At 68.0% G+C, this 14,057-nt stretch carries 13 protein-coding genes; 7 read left to right on the top strand and 6 right to left on the bottom strand.

Features of this window, described 5'->3' with window-relative positions:
• Positions 1–178: 178 nt before the first annotated feature.
• From AC5LXK_RS32545 to AC5LXK_RS32560, 4 genes are all read left to right on the top strand, one after another.
• Positions 179–1,528 carry a reverse transcriptase family protein gene (locus AC5LXK_RS32545; protein WP_493394729.1) on the top strand — a complete coding sequence of 450 codons (1,350 nt, stop codon included), beginning with the start codon at positions 179–181 and terminating at the stop codon, positions 1,526–1,528.
• Between the two features lie 325 nt (positions 1,529–1,853).
• Positions 1,854–2,183 (top strand): H-NS histone family protein, encoded by a 330-nt coding sequence (locus tag AC5LXK_RS32550; RefSeq protein ID WP_493394730.1) that lies wholly within the window; start codon positions 1,854–1,856, stop codon positions 2,181–2,183.
• A 274-nt stretch (positions 2,184–2,457) separates the two neighbouring features.
• Positions 2,458–3,705, top strand: a complete 1,248-nt coding sequence (locus AC5LXK_RS32555) for an MFS transporter (RefSeq protein WP_493394731.1) — start codon at positions 2,458–2,460, stop codon at positions 3,703–3,705.
• 44 nt (positions 3,706–3,749) lie between these two features.
• Positions 3,750–4,307 carry an SLOG cluster 4 domain-containing protein gene (locus tag AC5LXK_RS32560; RefSeq protein ID WP_493394732.1) on the top strand — a complete coding sequence of 186 codons (558 nt, stop codon included), beginning with the start codon at positions 3,750–3,752 and terminating at the stop codon, positions 4,305–4,307.
• Positions 4,308–4,390: 83 nt separating this feature from the next.
• Here AC5LXK_RS32560 and AC5LXK_RS32565 read toward each other — a convergent pair whose 3' ends face one another.
• Positions 4,391–5,497 carry a polyamine ABC transporter substrate-binding protein gene (locus AC5LXK_RS32565; protein WP_493394733.1) on the bottom strand — a complete coding sequence of 369 codons (1,107 nt, stop codon included), beginning with the start codon at positions 5,495–5,497 and terminating at the stop codon, positions 4,391–4,393.
• 243 nt (positions 5,498–5,740) lie between these two features.
• A complete protein-coding gene (locus tag AC5LXK_RS32570; protein ID WP_493394734.1) occupies positions 5,741–5,962 on the bottom strand; it encodes a hypothetical protein in 222 nt (73 codons plus the stop codon).
• A 368-nt stretch (positions 5,963–6,330) separates the two neighbouring features.
• Here AC5LXK_RS32570 and AC5LXK_RS32575 point away from each other — a divergent pair, with 368 nt between their 5' ends.
• Positions 6,331–6,810 (top strand): GNAT family N-acetyltransferase, encoded by a 480-nt coding sequence (locus AC5LXK_RS32575; RefSeq protein ID WP_493394735.1) that lies wholly within the window; start codon positions 6,331–6,333, stop codon positions 6,808–6,810.
• 110 nt (positions 6,811–6,920) lie between these two features.
• Here AC5LXK_RS32575 and AC5LXK_RS32580 read toward each other — a convergent pair whose 3' ends face one another.
• Positions 6,921–7,610, bottom strand: coding sequence for a pentapeptide repeat-containing protein (locus AC5LXK_RS32580; RefSeq protein ID WP_493394736.1), 690 nt, complete (start codon positions 7,608–7,610; stop codon positions 6,921–6,923).
• A 320-nt stretch (positions 7,611–7,930) separates the two neighbouring features.
• On the opposite strand from AC5LXK_RS32580, the gene AC5LXK_RS32585 reads away from it, so the two are divergent.
• Positions 7,931–8,743, top strand: coding sequence for a hypothetical protein (locus AC5LXK_RS32585; RefSeq protein ID WP_493394737.1), 813 nt, complete (start codon positions 7,931–7,933; stop codon positions 8,741–8,743).
• 22 nt (positions 8,744–8,765) lie between these two features.
• On the opposite strand, the gene AC5LXK_RS32590 is transcribed toward AC5LXK_RS32585, so the two are convergent.
• The gene (locus tag AC5LXK_RS32590; RefSeq protein ID WP_493394738.1) at positions 8,766–9,611 is read right to left on the bottom strand and encodes a lysozyme inhibitor LprI family protein; all 846 of its coding nucleotides are present in this window, start codon (positions 9,609–9,611) and stop codon (positions 8,766–8,768) included.
• 66 nt (positions 9,612–9,677) lie between these two features.
• On the bottom strand, positions 9,678–10,658 hold the full coding sequence (locus tag AC5LXK_RS32595) for a bifunctional helix-turn-helix transcriptional regulator/GNAT family N-acetyltransferase (RefSeq protein WP_493394739.1): 981 nt from the start codon (positions 10,656–10,658) through the stop codon (positions 9,678–9,680).
• Between the two features lie 245 nt (positions 10,659–10,903).
• Here AC5LXK_RS32595 and AC5LXK_RS32600 point away from each other — a divergent pair, with 245 nt between their 5' ends.
• Complete coding sequence (locus AC5LXK_RS32600; RefSeq protein WP_493394740.1) at positions 10,904–11,278, top strand: sugar ABC transporter ATPase; 375 nt, start codon at positions 10,904–10,906, stop codon at positions 11,276–11,278.
• 83 nt (positions 11,279–11,361) lie between these two features.
• Here AC5LXK_RS32600 and AC5LXK_RS32605 read toward each other — a convergent pair whose 3' ends face one another.
• Positions 11,362–13,815, bottom strand: a complete 2,454-nt coding sequence (locus AC5LXK_RS32605; RefSeq protein WP_493394741.1) for a PEP-utilizing enzyme — start codon at positions 13,813–13,815, stop codon at positions 11,362–11,364.
• Between the last annotated feature and the right edge of the window lie 242 nt (positions 13,816–14,057).

Consider the following 14,057-nt stretch of genomic DNA (forward strand, 5'->3'; position numbering starts at 1 on the left):
GCGGGGCGGTGGGTCAAGCACACCCCCGGAACAGGCAGCCGATGTTCCAGGACTACGGGGCTACCCCGTGGATGAGATCGACACCCCGATGCGTCGCAAGGGAACCGGTTGCGCGTTGCGCAACGCATCCCCTCGCAGTACCGGCCACGTTGACTCATCGTCCCGCCCATCTTCGCCCATGCATTCATCCCTGCGCGACACCACCCGCACGATAGCCGAGGCGATGCTCGCCGGTGCACCCGAGCGCGCTGGCGTCATCGCGCGGATGGCGGCCGTGCTCGGCGACGCGCAGCCCTGGGCGCACGAATGCGCGGACGCCGCGCTCGCCCGCTTCGGCACGAACTGGGCCGATGTCGACATCGACGTGCTTGCGGCGGACCTGGCCGAGGCGCCCGCGTTCGTACTCGCGTGGTACGGCGACAGTCGGCCGGCAGTGATCCGCATCGTGCGGCGTCCGCCGGTCCAGCGGCCGCTGCCCGCGCCGCTCGCCGGCTGCGACGTGCCGCAATGGGCGACGCCGGGCGATCTCGCCGACTGGCTCGGCACGAGCACGCCGGCGCTCGACTGGCTGTCCGACCACTGGCGCGTCGATGCGCGCGGCAGCGCGACGCCGCTGCATCACTACACGTACATCGCGGTCGACAAGCGCAGCGGCGGGTGCCGCCTCGTCGAAATCCCGAAGGGACGGCTGCGCGAAGCGCAGCGCCGCATCCTGCACGGGCTGCTCGATCGCATTGCGCCGCATGGCGCGGTCCACGGTTTCCGCAAGGGGCACGGGATCGTGTCGTTCGCGGCGCCGCATGCGGATCGCGATGTCGTCGTGCGCTTCGATCTCGCGGATTTCTTCGTGTCGGTACGCGCCGCACGCGTGCATGCGCTGTTCGCGACACTCGGGTATCCGGCCGAAGTCGCGCGTACGCTCACCGGGCTGTGTACCAATCGCGTGCCGTCGGCGCGGCTGCTGGCGCCGGACCTGCGCGACCGGTTCGACTGGATCGGCCGCCAGCGCTATCGCGAACGGCATCTGCCGCAAGGAGCGCCGACGTCGCCGGCGCTCGCGAACCTGTGCGCGTTCCGGTTCGACATGCGGCTCGCCGCGCTCGCGCGTTCGCTCGATGCGACCTACACGCGCTATGCGGACGATCTCGCGTTTTCGGGCGGCAGCACGCTCGCGCGCAACATCGAGCGGCTGCAGGTCAGGGTTGCCGCGATCGCGCTCGAAGAGGGCTTCGCGCTGCAACTGCGCAAGACGCGCGTGATGCGGCGCGGGACACGGCAGCAACTGGCCGGCGTGGTCGTCAATCGTCATCCGAACCTGGCGCGCGACGCGTTCGATCGCCTGAAGGCCATCCTGACCAACTGCGTCCGGCATGGGCCGGCCTCGCAGAATCGCGACGCGCATCCGGATTTCCGCGCGCATCTGGCCGGACGCGTCGCGCATGCCGCGGCGCTGAATGCGGCGCGCGGCGCGAAGCTGCGCGCGCTGTTCGACCGGATCGCGTGGGATGCCGGCGGCGCGGACCGCTGAACGGCGCATCCGCATCAACTTCGGTCCGCGACTTCTGCAACACGACACCGCGCACTGCTATCATTCGCGCCATGCCGCGCCAGTGCCATGGTGCGGCGAATCACTTGCCGCCGCCGTTCGCCCCGTGCATATGTACGCGGCGTGCCGCACGTTGCCGGCCTGGTCCAGCCACTCAATGACGCACGACGTCGTTTAGTGCGCATCGCGCAAACCATGCCGGCTCAGGCAAACGATTCACTCATTCGATAGTCCCGATCGGCGGAACTTCGTGGTAGGTTCGCCCATCGGAGCTTTTTGCAAAAACATGCCCAAAGAGGATGAATACATGACCCAGGCCCTGCAGGACCTCGAAGCACAACTTCGGGACCTGAATATCAAGCTGTCGGACGCGAAGCAGAAGGAAAAGCAAGCCGCGCTGGCGGCCTTCAAGGAACAGGTCGAGCTTTTGGGAATCTCGCAGCAGGAAGTGCTGAGTGCGCTCGGCTACATCGTCCAGCGAAAACGCAAGGCGCCTGCCAAGTACTACGATCCGACGACCGGCCGCTCGTGGTCGGGGCGCGGCCCCCGGCCGAAATGGCTCGAAGGCAAGGATCTCGACACGCTCGCCGTCGACCGCGAGGCCAAAACCTGGTGGCCCGGGGACGACCAGGGCTGAAGCCCGGCGCGCCGCGAGGCCGCCCGGCGCCGCCCGGTTCGCGCAGGCGGCCCGGCCGGCAACCGCCCGCCAGCATGCCGTTTTTCATCCGGTGTCCGGCCTGACCGCGACATCGCCGGCCTCGCCGCCGACACCGGATCGACGTTTTCCCTTTACCGTTCATCGCCCGCCGTTCCCCGGTTGCCGCCCGGCAAGCGGGCGCCGACGTGCGTCCGCGCCCGCCGGCCGTGAGCACAGGCCTTAGAATGTCGCCGGACATTCGTGGCAGGACACCATGGCAGCAAACATGAAATCATCGACGCTCGGCGGCCCGTCGGCCCCGCGCGTGGAGCAGGTCGGGTCGTACGCGTGGAAAGCGCTGGCCGGATCGGCGATCGGCTATGCGATGGACGGCTTCGACCTGCTGATCCTCGGCTTCATGCTGCCGGCGATCACGGCGGCGCTGCAACTGACGCCCGGGCAGGGCGGCGCGCTGGTGACGTGGACGCTGATCGGCGCGGTCGCGGGCGGCATCGTGTTCGGCGCATTGAGCGACCGCTACGGGCGCGTGCGCGTGCTGACCTGGACGATCCTGCTGTTCGCGATCTTCACCGGCCTGTGCGCATTCGCGCGCGGCTTCTGGGATCTGCTCGTCTATCGCACCGTCGCGGGGATCGGCCTCGGCGGCGAGTTCGGGATCGGCATGGCGCTCGCGGCGGAAGCGTGGCCGGCGAGCAAGCGCGCCCGCGTGTCGTGCTACGTCGCGCTCGGCTGGCAGGCCGGCGTGCTGCTGGCCGCGCTGCTGACACCGTTGCTGCTGCTTCACATCGGCTGGCGCGGCATGTTCGTGGTCGGCGTGCTGCCGGCCCTGCTCGCATGGGCGATGCGCAACAAGCTGCACGAGCCGGAGGCGTTCGTGCAGCGCGCGACGCAACCGACATCCAACGCGTTCCGCATGCTCGTCGCCGACGGCCGCACCGCGCGTACGAGCCTCGGCATCGTGATCCTGTGTTCGGTCCAGAACTTCGGCTACTACGGGATCATGATCTGGCTGCCGACCTTCCTGTCGAAGCAGATGGGCTTCTCGCTGACGAAGTCGGGGCTGTGGACGGCCGCGACCGTCGTCGGGATGATGATCGGCGTCTGGGTGTTCGGGCAACTGGCCGACCGCATCGGGCGCAAGCCGACGTTCCTGCTGTACCAGCTCGGCTCGGTCGTGACGGTCATCGCGTATGCGCGGCTGACGGACCCGACGGCGATGCTGTGGGCCGGCGCGCTGATGGGCATGTTCGTCAACGGGATGGTCGGCGGCTACGGGACGCTGATGTCGGAAGGCTATCCGACGGCCGCACGCGCAACCGCGCAGAACGTACTGTGGAACATCGGCCGTGCGATCGGCGGCTTCGGCCCGGTCGCGGTCGGCGCGCTCGCCGCCCACTACTCGTTCCAGACGGCCATCGCGCTGCTCGCCGGCCTCTACGTGCTCGACATGGTCGCGACGCTGTTCCTGATTCCCGAGCTCAAGGGCGTCGAGCTCGAATGAGCACGGTGCGGTCGCGCATCGACACGCTTTCACCGGAAACCACGATGCAACAGAAGCACAGGACGATCGGCGTGATGGGCTCGGGCAAGGAGCCGTGGCTCGCATTTTCGGAGCCGCTCGGCGCGTGGCTCGCGCAGGCCGGGTTCAACCTGCTGACGGGCGGCGGGCAGGGCGTGATGCTGGCGGTCGCGCGCGCGTTCGCCGGCGTGCCCGGCCGGGCCGGCCGATCGATCGGCATCGTGCCGACGCGGGCCGATCCGCGCGCGGGCTTCGTGCCGCTCGACGGCTATCCGCATCCGTTCGTCGAGATTCCGGTCCTCACGCCGCTGCCGCGCCGGGAACCGGGCGCCGAGCCGGACACGATCAACCGCAATTACGTGAACGTGCTGAGCAGCGACCTGATCGTCGCGCTGCCGGGCGGGCATGGTACGGCCGAGGAGATTTCGCTCGCGCAGCGCTGGGGCAAGCCGCTCGTCTGTTTTGGGCCGGACGGGGCGTTCGCGTCGCTGGCGCCGGGCGCCGCGTGCACGTCGTCGCTCGATGACGTGATCCGGTTCGTCGACGATGCGTTTGCGGGGGCGCGCGCGCAGGGCGTGCAATAGGTCGGGCGATCTGCTTCGACGATTGTTGATGCATACGTGCCTGCGGCGCGAGCCGCCGCAGGCACGGTTCAGTGCCGCGACGCTCAGCGCCCCGTCTTCAGCTGCGCCCACAGCCGGTTCTGCAGACGGCGGATCTCCGGCGACATCGGCTTGAGCAGCGTCATCCTGCTCAGTACCTCGTCGGCCGGATATACCGACGGATCGTGCGCGATCGCAGGCTTCACGTACTGGCGCGCGGCCTTGTTCGCGGTCGGGTAGAACACCGCGTTGGTGATGCCCGCGTTGACCTTCGGGTCCTGCAGGTAGTTGATCCACTTCAGCGCGGCGTCGCGGTTCGGCGCGTCCTTCGGGATCACCATCATGTCGAACCACAGCAGGCCGCCTTCCTTCGGATTCGCGAAGCGGATCTCGTACGGGCGTTTCGCTTCGGCCGCACGGCGGTGCGCGATGCCGACGTCGCCCGAATAGCCGAACGACACGCACAGGTCGTTGTTCGCGAGATCGTTGATGTAGCCCGACGAGTTGAACTGCGTGATGTACGGGCGCACCTTCTTCAGTACTTCGTACGCGGCGCGGTAGTCGGCCGGGTTCGTGCTGTTCGGATCCTTGCCCATGTATTGCAGCGTCGCGGCGAACACGTCGACGGCCTGGTCGAGAAACGACACGCCGCAGCTCTTCAGCTTCGCCATGTTGGCCGGATCGAACACCAGCGCCCAGCTGTCGACCGGCGCCTTGTCGCCGAGCGCCTTCTTCACGGCCTGCACGTTGTAGCCGATGCCGTCGGTGCCGTAGGCCCACGGCACGCCGTACTGGTTGCCCGGATCGGCGTCGGCGACCATTTTCATCAGCAGCGGATCGAGGTTCGACAGGTTCGGCAGTTTCGACTTGTCGAGCGTCTGGTACACGTTCGCCTGGATCTGCTTGGCCATGTAGTTCGACGTCGGCACGACGATGTCGTAGCCGGAATTCCCGGACAACAGCTTCGCCTGCAGCGTGTCGTCGCTGTCGTAGTTGTCGTAGCGGACCTTGACGCCCGTCTGCTTCTGGAAGTTCGGGATCGTGTCCGGCGCGATGTAGTCGGACCAGTTGTAGATGTTCAGCTCGCCGGCCGCATGGGCGGTCGAGCCGGCGACGGCGATCGACAGGAGGGCGGCGGCCGAAGCGGCGCGGCGAAGCGTGCGGATTCGCATGACGAAGATTTTCCTTGCGGTGCGCGAGTCGAGCCGCAATGTGCGGGCCGTCGCGCGACGGTTCATCGGATGAAACAGGCGTGCGTGGCCGGTGCTCCTGGCGAGCACGGGCGCTGCAATGAAATAAGGAGTCCGTTAGAAATGGCGTGAGACTCGCACGCAAACGGCGCGCGAGCCGATCCCGTCACCGGTCAGGCGACACGGCGCGCAGGTCGAACGGACACGGGGAAAGGGCGCGGAGCGCTAAGGCAGCAGCGATGCCACGTCGTCGGTATGGATCGCGACGGACGCGCGTGCGGCGACGGCGTTGTGACGGCGAACGGAACGGCGGGACAGGATGGTGTAGATCGACAGAGGCAGGCGAGGACTTTGCCAGCCGTCACTGTCGTCGGGGGACGCGATCGCGGCGCGCAGGTTTCGCGCATCGCCTCGTCGCCACCGCACCAGCGGGCCACGGATTCTCACGATTACTCTCGACCGGGTTGTTGAAAGTATTGAACACCCGGCGATTCGCCAACCGCTGCCGTTTCAGGTGTCGATCATCGCGTTTGCCGCATGGCGGCACCCGCTGCACGACACGAACTGAAAGCCTGGCATCCAGCGAAATCGCCGAAGCATGACGCTCTCGTGAATCATCATGCAAATCGCTGTAAGGTTGTCTCCGGATTTTCCCTAGTGATTGGCGGCCTCGAGAGCGGAATCGGTGCGAGAAGGCATTACCCTGAAATGGCGTGCGATAGAGGGTTTTCCCGTATCTTGATGTATCAGGGGTGATGAGAATATTAGACGGTTTTCGGCATGAGCTGCCGTGCGGCAATGAACCGGGAGGGAACGTGTCCGCCTTTGAAATCCGATCTGCGAACGAATCCGACATCCGGCGGATTTTCGATGTTCATCTGGATTCCGTCACGCAACTGTGCGCGGCGGATTACTCGCGCGGGCAGATCGCGAGCTGGCTGGACGGGCGCGTGCCGGAGATGTATCTCGATGCGATCCGGCGCCATGCGCTGTGGGTGGCCGAAAGCGGCAACGACATGCTCGGGTTCGCGGAAACGGCCGGCGAAGAACTGACCAAGCTGTTCATTCGTGGCGATCGCGCGCGCGGTGGCGCGGGCAAGGCGCTACTGGAAACAGCCGCGTCCGGGATCGCGCGTGCCGGATTCGAGCGGGTGTATCTGGAGGCGACGACGAACGCGGTGCCGTTTTACGGACGGCACGGTTTCGCCGTGATCGGGACGGGCCATTTTTCTCACGGGAACAGCCCGGTTCAGCTGGAAATCGTGAAGATGGAGAGGCCGTTGGCGCGCGAGTAACCGCGCCTTCGCTCGTTGCGACGCGTGCTTCGAGGCGCGCCATCGGCGCGGCTCGCACGAGAACGCCCCGAGGTCGGTGCGTCCAAGCACCGATCCCGGGCAACGGGCGCTCAGGCGACCCGGATTCCGAAGTTCTCGATCAGCATGGCCGCCTGCTCGTAGGAGACGGTTGCCCCGCGCAGCACGCCGGACGCGAGCAGCTTGGGCGTGCCGCCCAGATCCACGTCGCGCAGGTCGGCACCCTCGAAGCGGGCATCGTTGAGATGCGCGTTGCGCAGGCTGCCGCCTTCGAACACGGCGTCGCGGAAGTCCGCGCCGGCGAGATCGGCGTCCGAGAAATCGAGTGCCACGAGCCGCGTTTTGCGAAACGAAAAGCGCCGCAGGCTCGCGCCGACCAGCAGCGTGCTGGCGAATTCGATGCCAAGCGATTTGCATTCCTCAAAATCGGCGCCGGTCAGCCTGCATTCGTTGAACCGGACCGATCCGAGCTTGCCGCGTCGCCAGCTCGTATTGTTGAGATCGCATGACTGGAACGTGGCGTCCTCGAGATCCGACGACGCAAAATCGGCCTGGCGGGCCCGGCAGCGGATCCACGACGTGTGCGCGAGGGTGGCGCCGAGGAACGACGCTTCGGCGAGCGCGCATCGCTCGAATCGCGCGCCGCGCAAATCCAGGCGCGACAGGTCCGCGCCTTCGAGGTCGCAATCCTCCAGGTGAAGGGGCGACGGCGAGCTTGCGACGAGCTGCATCAAGGCGGCGCGATCCAGCGTGCGGCTGGTGACGGAGACACCGGAAGTCATGAGGCGATCCATTGTCGTGTGAAATGTTCGGGGGCAAACATTATCCGGATTTCCGCAGCGTCGTGCATCCCTCATCGTGTATCGCGCTGCCTTCCGCCCGGCTGGAATGCATCCCGGACAATTGGCGGAAAGGCCCCCGACCGATCCGGGTGACAGATTTTGTAAAGTCCGACAAAATGCCCCGGCCTGTCGTGCGTTGGTGAAAGTCGCGTCGAACAACAACCATCCGATCATCCCGACTGGGGGCCCGCGATATGTCGCATCCCGTGTTTCTGGAGAGTCCGCCCTGGCCGCGCATGCCCGAGGGCCGCAAGGGGGAATTGAAGCCCTACTTCGCGGCGGGCGGCCCGTCGCTCGAATCGAACGCGTACATCCCGCTGTTCTGGCGCGTGCTGTTCGGGCCCGACGACGTGCGCTTCGCGTATTGCATCGACGATTTCGACCCGGATGACGAAGCGGCCGAGCTCGACGAGTATCTGGAGAGCGCGACGCCGGAAGAGCGCGATGCGCGCTACCCGTATCTGGTCACGACGAAGGCGAGCGCACTGGCGCGCGCGGCGGCCCGCCGCGATCCGCTCGTTGCGCTGCTCGGCGAGCGTTACCGCACGATCTACGATGCGTTCGTCGATTACGTTGCCGGCGCGTTCGGGGAGTTCGTCCTGGTGCGCACGAGCGGATTGCCGGACGTGAGCGACAACACGGACGCGTTCGCGACGGAGCTTGCGCAGGTCGCGCAACTGCAGCAGCGGCAGGCGCCCGATGCGGGCCTTGCCCGCGAGATTCAGGCGCTGCGTCGCGCGCCGGATGCCGACGCCGTATGGCGCGCAACGGGCGTGGGCGACGCGCACGCGGACATCGATCCGTGGCCGAGCCGGGCGCTGGTCGGCGCGTTTCCCGCCTGCGCGCCGCACGCACGGCAGCGGGTGGACGCCGCCCGCAACACGGCGGACCCGCCGCGTTATCGGGAAAGCCGGCTCGGCAAGGCACTCGAATGGGTGGCGGTCGGTGTCTTTGCCGCGGCGTTTCTCGGAACGTGGATCAACACGCATTCGATCTGGCTGTCGATCCTGGTGACCCTCGTCGTCACGGGCGTATTCATCTGGGGGATCGTGCGGATGCAGCGCATCAGGTGAGCGGTGGCGGCGCGCTGCCGCATCAATCCGCGCCGATCCTGTCTTCCGCATACACGAGCTGCTGCAGGCGCGCGGCGGCTTCATCGCGCATCTCGATCGAGACCTGCGGCGGCACGCCGGCCGTACCGGTTGCCGCGTAAAGCGCGCCGATCAGCGGCGGCTGGGCCGCGACGAACGCACGCCATTTCTGCGACGACGTCCGCATCGCTTCGCGCGAGGCGCGCGGCAGGCGGCGTTCGATGGCCGTCGTCACGTCGTCGATATCCTGCAGGTACAGCGGTATGGCTTGCGCCGCGCAGCGACCTTTTGCGTCGAGCCCGGCGAGCGCCGTGCAGTGCGCGCGTTCGAAACGTGCACCGCGTTGCGGAACGGTGGTGACGCGTTCGGTCGTTTCGGCGGTCGTGGGCGGCAGGCGCCCGGCCAGGCTGAAGCCGTGCGCCGCGCGATCGGCTTCGAACCGCTGCAGCGTCAGCGCGCGTTGCTGCGTCAGTTCCATCACGTCGTTCGCGTTCATCGGCACGTAGACCGTGCCGTGCGTCGTCGCATAGACGGCGCCGATCAGCTTCAGGTCGGCGTCGCGGCGGGCGAGCCACGCGCGCTGCGCCTGCAGCAGCGCGGGCCGGCCTGCCGCCGGCAGCGATGCCTGCAGCGCGCGATAGCTGGCGTTGAGCTGCGCGTCCCACGCACGGCCCGCGTCGTCGACGCATTCGGTCTGGCCGCCCGTCGACGCGTGGTCGGGATCGTTCAGGCACTGCGCCAGCTTCCGGTCGATCGGGTGAGTGCCGGTCGCGGCATCGGGTTGCGCGGCCATCGCGGCGGGCGCGATGACGGCCGCGCAGAGCGCAACGGCCGCGAGACGTTCGAGCATGTGCAGCGTCCTTTGTTCGTGGCGAGCGTCATGATGCCCATTGGAACGACGGTGGTCCATCGAACCTCAGCTGCCGGATGGCCCGGGCCGGCTGAAACGCTGCTCGACCACCTCGGTCCCCCAGTGCGTGCCCGCGGACTCGTGGGTCAGCGCAAAGCCGAACGATTCGTACAGGTGGCGCGCCGAATCGAGGCCCTTGAACGTCCACAGGTAGGTCTCGCGAAACGGCTGCGCGTCGACGAAACGCATCGCCAGCGTCAGCATCTGGCGCCCGACGCCCGACCCGCGCAGCGCGTCGTTCACGATGAACCAGCGCAGGTGGGCGACCCCGGTCGCCGGGTCGCCGTCGATCGCGAGCGACGCGAGCGTCCGTCCGTCTTCCTGGCAGAGCCACAGCGCCTTGCCGGCGGCCGGCAACGCCCCCGCGAATGCGGCCAGTTCGGTCGCGACCCGCTGTTCGAAAAAAGCGCCGAAACCCCAGTGTTCCGAATAAAAGCGCCCGTGCAGGCCCGCGATGTCGCCGATGCAGCCCGGTTGATAGCCTTCGCGAATCGACGGCGCGTCGGGTAGCGCATCGGCCGCCCGGGCCGCATTGTCCTGGGCAAGTGCATCGGCATACAGCGCGAGCGAACGCAGCAGCGCCTGCTGGTCGGCCGGAATCATGCGGCGCAGCGCATTCGATACCTGATCGGTCGCGAACGTGTCGATTCTTTTCTGCAGCTTTTTCCCTTCGGCGGTCAGGTACAGCTCGATCGCGCGCGCATCCTCGCTCGACACGCGTCGCTCGACGACCCCGGCCGCCTCGAGCCGCGCAAGTTGCCGGCTCGTGTTCGATTTGTCGAGCCGCAGGATGTTGCCCAGATCCTTCGCGTTGATGCCGGGCGCCATCCCGATCTCGAGGATCGCGTGTACGGCCGACGGCGCCCAGTCGCTGTCGGCCAGCGTGGCCCGCATGAAGCCGAGCTCGCGCACCAGCTTGCGGGAGAAGTCGCGCAGTTCGAGGATGGTCGCGTCGCGCGGCTTGGCGGGCGGGTCGATCAGGTCCATGGTCAGCCCCAGAAGGTTGCGTATCGCAATCAATAATAGTTGCGATACGCAACTTGTCAAGGCGGTTTTTCGGGTGAACTGCTGTGGCGCTTCCGGGGGCGGAGTCCGAGCGGATCGGCGCGCCCGGACAAACCCGGCCGGGCCGCGACTGGTACTGCAGCGGATGGCCGCGCGCGGTGAAGTGGACGCATACTGGGCATCGCTGGCCGATCGTCGATCAGTCACCGCGGACCACGGAGGTCACCATGAACAAGCTGTTGCCGATGACGATTGCGTTGCTTGCCGGAGGCGGCATCGGTGCGGAGCCGCTTTACGCGGCCGGCAGCATGGATGCGCCGCCGTGCAGCGCGGCGCACGTGGCGGATCAGGGCGGGATCGCCGCGATGCCGGGCACGTCGGTCCGCAGCTTTTCGACCGCCGGTTGCTCGGGCGCGGTGCTGCAGGGCGATCATGCGACCGCGACGGTCAACGGCGACCGGATCGAGCTGCGCGGCGGCATCGTTTACGTGAACGGCCGGTCCTATGGCGCCGTCACGCCCGCGCAGACGGTCGAATACGAGGCCGCGCACGACCGGCGCACGTTGAAGGTCGACGGACAGATCCGCACGCCGCTGCGTTGACGCGTGCGGTTCCTTCCGGCCCGACGGGGAGCGGCGGTCACCGCCACGCGCCACCTGGTTTCCGGATCGCCGCGCCAGCGCTTTCAGCCCGCCGCTGACGCCGGTTCGACCAGCGTCAGCCGGCCGTCGCTGAGCCGCACCTCGCGCCCGATCCATCCCGCGTCGACGCGCGGCAGTACGGCCGACGGCTTGCGCAGCTCGCGCAGCAGTGTCGCTCCGTGCGACAGCCGGCCGCCCATGCGCGCGATCACCGCGCGTGCGGCCTGGTACTGCGCGTGCCGGCCGGGGTCCAGTGTGTCTTCCAGCAGGATGTCGTGACCGAGCACGCCTTGCGTGTGGCCCGGATAGATCATGAAGCCGGCGGCCTCGTCGGTGCCTTCGCTGCCGTCCTGCCAGAAGCTGCCGTTGCGGTCGCGGCGCTCGGGATGGGGAGCGAACCAGGTGTCGCGGTCGGCCGCCGGCATCGCGTGATGCAGGCGGAAGAACACGCGCATCAGGTTGTCGCGATACCACTCGCGTACCTGCAGGTACCAGCCGCGCATGCCGGGCGCGCCGAGGGCGTGCAGCAGGCGGACCGGCAGCGGCCAGTCGGGAAACGCCTGCAGCGGCAGGTCCGCGGCCGCGGGTCGTGCGGTGCCCGGGTCGGTTTCCCACGGCAAGCGGTGCGGGCTGTCGTCGAGCTGGCCGTACGCGGTCGGCGGACGCCCCCACAATGCGCCGCCGCTGCTGGCCAGCGATGACGCGATGCACAGGTTGCCCTGCACGACGAACACGTAGAAGCGCGTGAACCAGTCGGCCAGTTGCTGGCCGTCGGCGCGTTGTTCGACGAGCGTCGCGAGTTCACGGTCGAAGCGCTGCAGGCCATGCGCGAGCGTCGGCAGGTGAGCGCGCGCGACACGCAGCATGCGCCAGAACACCGGCAACGAACGCAACAGGCGCAACGGTCGCCAGCGCAGCGGCGGGGTTGCGCCGCCGATTTCGCCGCTGTAGTTGGCGGCCGATACGCCCCAGTCCGCGAGACGGGCCAGGAACAGGTCGTTGTTGATGTACGACGCACCGCCGTAGAGCGCGGTGAACGGTTCGTTGTCGCGCAGCACGCGCGCATCCCAGCGGGCCATGATGGCCGGAATGCTGCTGGCCGCGCGCCGTTGTGCGTATTCGACGAGCCGGCTCGGTTGCGGCGGCAGGATCTCTGCGATGTTCGCGGCGGTCAGGTGGCGGTGCCAGCCGTAGCTGCTGATCGGGCGGTACTGCAGCAGCCACAGTTGCGTGCCGTCCCACGCCCATTCGACATCGCCCGGCACGTAATGGAACGCGCGCAGCACGCGTTGCAGGAAGGCCCACAGCTGCTGCGGGCCCAGGCCGTGTGCGGCCGGGAACGTGTCGCGCCGCCACGGTTCGCCGAGCCGTGACAGGATCGCGCGCTGCGGGCTGGTCTGCCCGTCGGCGAGCGATTCGAGGTGGCCTTCCACCCATTCGACTTCGGCGGCGAGATGGCGTACGAACGCGATGCCGGACAGCACGGGCGTGACGAAGCGCTGCACGACGGCTTCCTCGAGGCCGCCGTCGAGCAGCTCGGCCACGCGTGCGACAGCTTGCGACGCCGGTACGCGCAGGAATGTCGTGTGCAGGCCCGCGTTGGCCGCATCGGCCTGGTCTTCGCCATGGCTCGACGAGCGGACCGCCCACTCGGCATCGGGCCGGCTCGCGAGAAAGCCGGGCAGGCGCGGATCGTCGGCACGGGTCAGCGACAGCGCGGGCGGTACCGGCAGTCCGGCCATCGTGGCCAGCGCGAGGCGACCGCCTTTCGTATGCGCGACGAAGCCCGTGTCGCCGGCCTCGAGCCACTGCGCGAACGTTGCGGGCGCATCGATCCACGGATAGTGGCCCCAGCCGGGTTGCAGCGTGACGGTGAGGTCGGCGCGCGCGAGGATTGCCGACCACGCGGCGGACTGGCGCACGCCGAGCACGGCATCCTGGTCGCCCCACACGAGTTCGATGCGGTCCGTGATCCATTCGAGCAGCGGCAGCGCGGTATCGGCGCGCACGAGATCCCAGTGCGGCAGGAACGCGCGGCAGCGTGCATAGCCGGCGCCCATGCGGCGGTACTGCGCAGGCGTCCACCTGAGGTTCGAGAACTTGCGTGCGAACAGCGCCGGGTGGTGTGCGAGCAGCCAGTGGATGGTTTTGCGCAGCGGCTTCGGCGCCATCAGTTTCGGCAGGCGCCGTTCCCACAGGAACGCGCCGACCGGGGCGAGCAGCACGCTGCGGCCGAAGTGGCCGGGTCGGCGCTGCAACGCATGCAGCACCAGCAGCGCGTTCACGCCGACCGCCATGATCGCGTGGCCCGGTTCGGTCGCGTCCAGCAGCGCTTGCGCGTAGGCGGCGAGATCCTCGCACGGCGGCGCGGGATGATCGCCGAAGCCCGGCAGCTCCAGCGGCACGGGCTGGTAGCGCCGGAAGTGGGGCAGCGCATCATCCCACCAGTCGGCCGCGCTGCCGTTGCCGGCGAGGAGGTACAGGATCGGTTTGCTCATGAAGGCTTCGTCGGTCGACGATCGTCGCGGTCGTGCGCGCCCGTTTCGGGCGGCGACGTGGCGCTCGTTGGTGTTGTGCCGATGCGAGTGGAATGGAAGGGCGGCCCGCTCGGATTGATTGTTGCGGGCATTTTACGCGAGTCGATTTCATTCGAATCGCGATTCATGCCGGGTGCCGGACGGGTCGATACGCGAGCGACATGCGCGAGCGGCTGCCGGTCGACGGAAGAGCCTGCACGCCG

It is taken from the genome of Burkholderia pulmonis, from assembly GCF_984667975.1.

What these genes read in the sequence shown, in the direction of transcription:
- AC5LXK_RS32590 (WP_493394738.1), bottom strand. Translation starts at nt 9,611, where the DNA reads ATGCTCGAACGTCTCGCGGCCGTTGCGCTCTGCGCGGCCGTCATCGCG.
- AC5LXK_RS32565 (WP_493394733.1), bottom strand. Translation starts at nt 5,497, where the DNA reads ATGCGAATCCGCACGCTTCGCCGCGCCGCTTCGGCCGCCGCCCTCCTG.
- AC5LXK_RS32555 (WP_493394731.1), top strand. Translation starts at nt 2,458, where the DNA reads ATGGCAGCAAACATGAAATCATCGACGCTCGGCGGCCCGTCGGCCCCG.
- AC5LXK_RS32580 (WP_493394736.1), bottom strand. Translation starts at nt 7,610, where the DNA reads ATGACTTCCGGTGTCTCCGTCACCAGCCGCACGCTGGATCGCGCCGCC.
- AC5LXK_RS32550 (WP_493394730.1), top strand. Translation starts at nt 1,854, where the DNA reads ATGACCCAGGCCCTGCAGGACCTCGAAGCACAACTTCGGGACCTGAAT.
- AC5LXK_RS32600 (WP_493394740.1), top strand. Translation starts at nt 10,904, where the DNA reads ATGAACAAGCTGTTGCCGATGACGATTGCGTTGCTTGCCGGAGGCGGC.
- AC5LXK_RS32545 (WP_493394729.1), top strand. Translation starts at nt 179, where the DNA reads ATGCATTCATCCCTGCGCGACACCACCCGCACGATAGCCGAGGCGATG.
- AC5LXK_RS32605 (WP_493394741.1), bottom strand. Translation starts at nt 13,815, where the DNA reads ATGAGCAAACCGATCCTGTACCTCCTCGCCGGCAACGGCAGCGCGGCC.
- AC5LXK_RS32595 (WP_493394739.1), bottom strand. Translation starts at nt 10,658, where the DNA reads ATGGACCTGATCGACCCGCCCGCCAAGCCGCGCGACGCGACCATCCTC.
- AC5LXK_RS32560 (WP_493394732.1), top strand. Translation starts at nt 3,750, where the DNA reads ATGCAACAGAAGCACAGGACGATCGGCGTGATGGGCTCGGGCAAGGAG.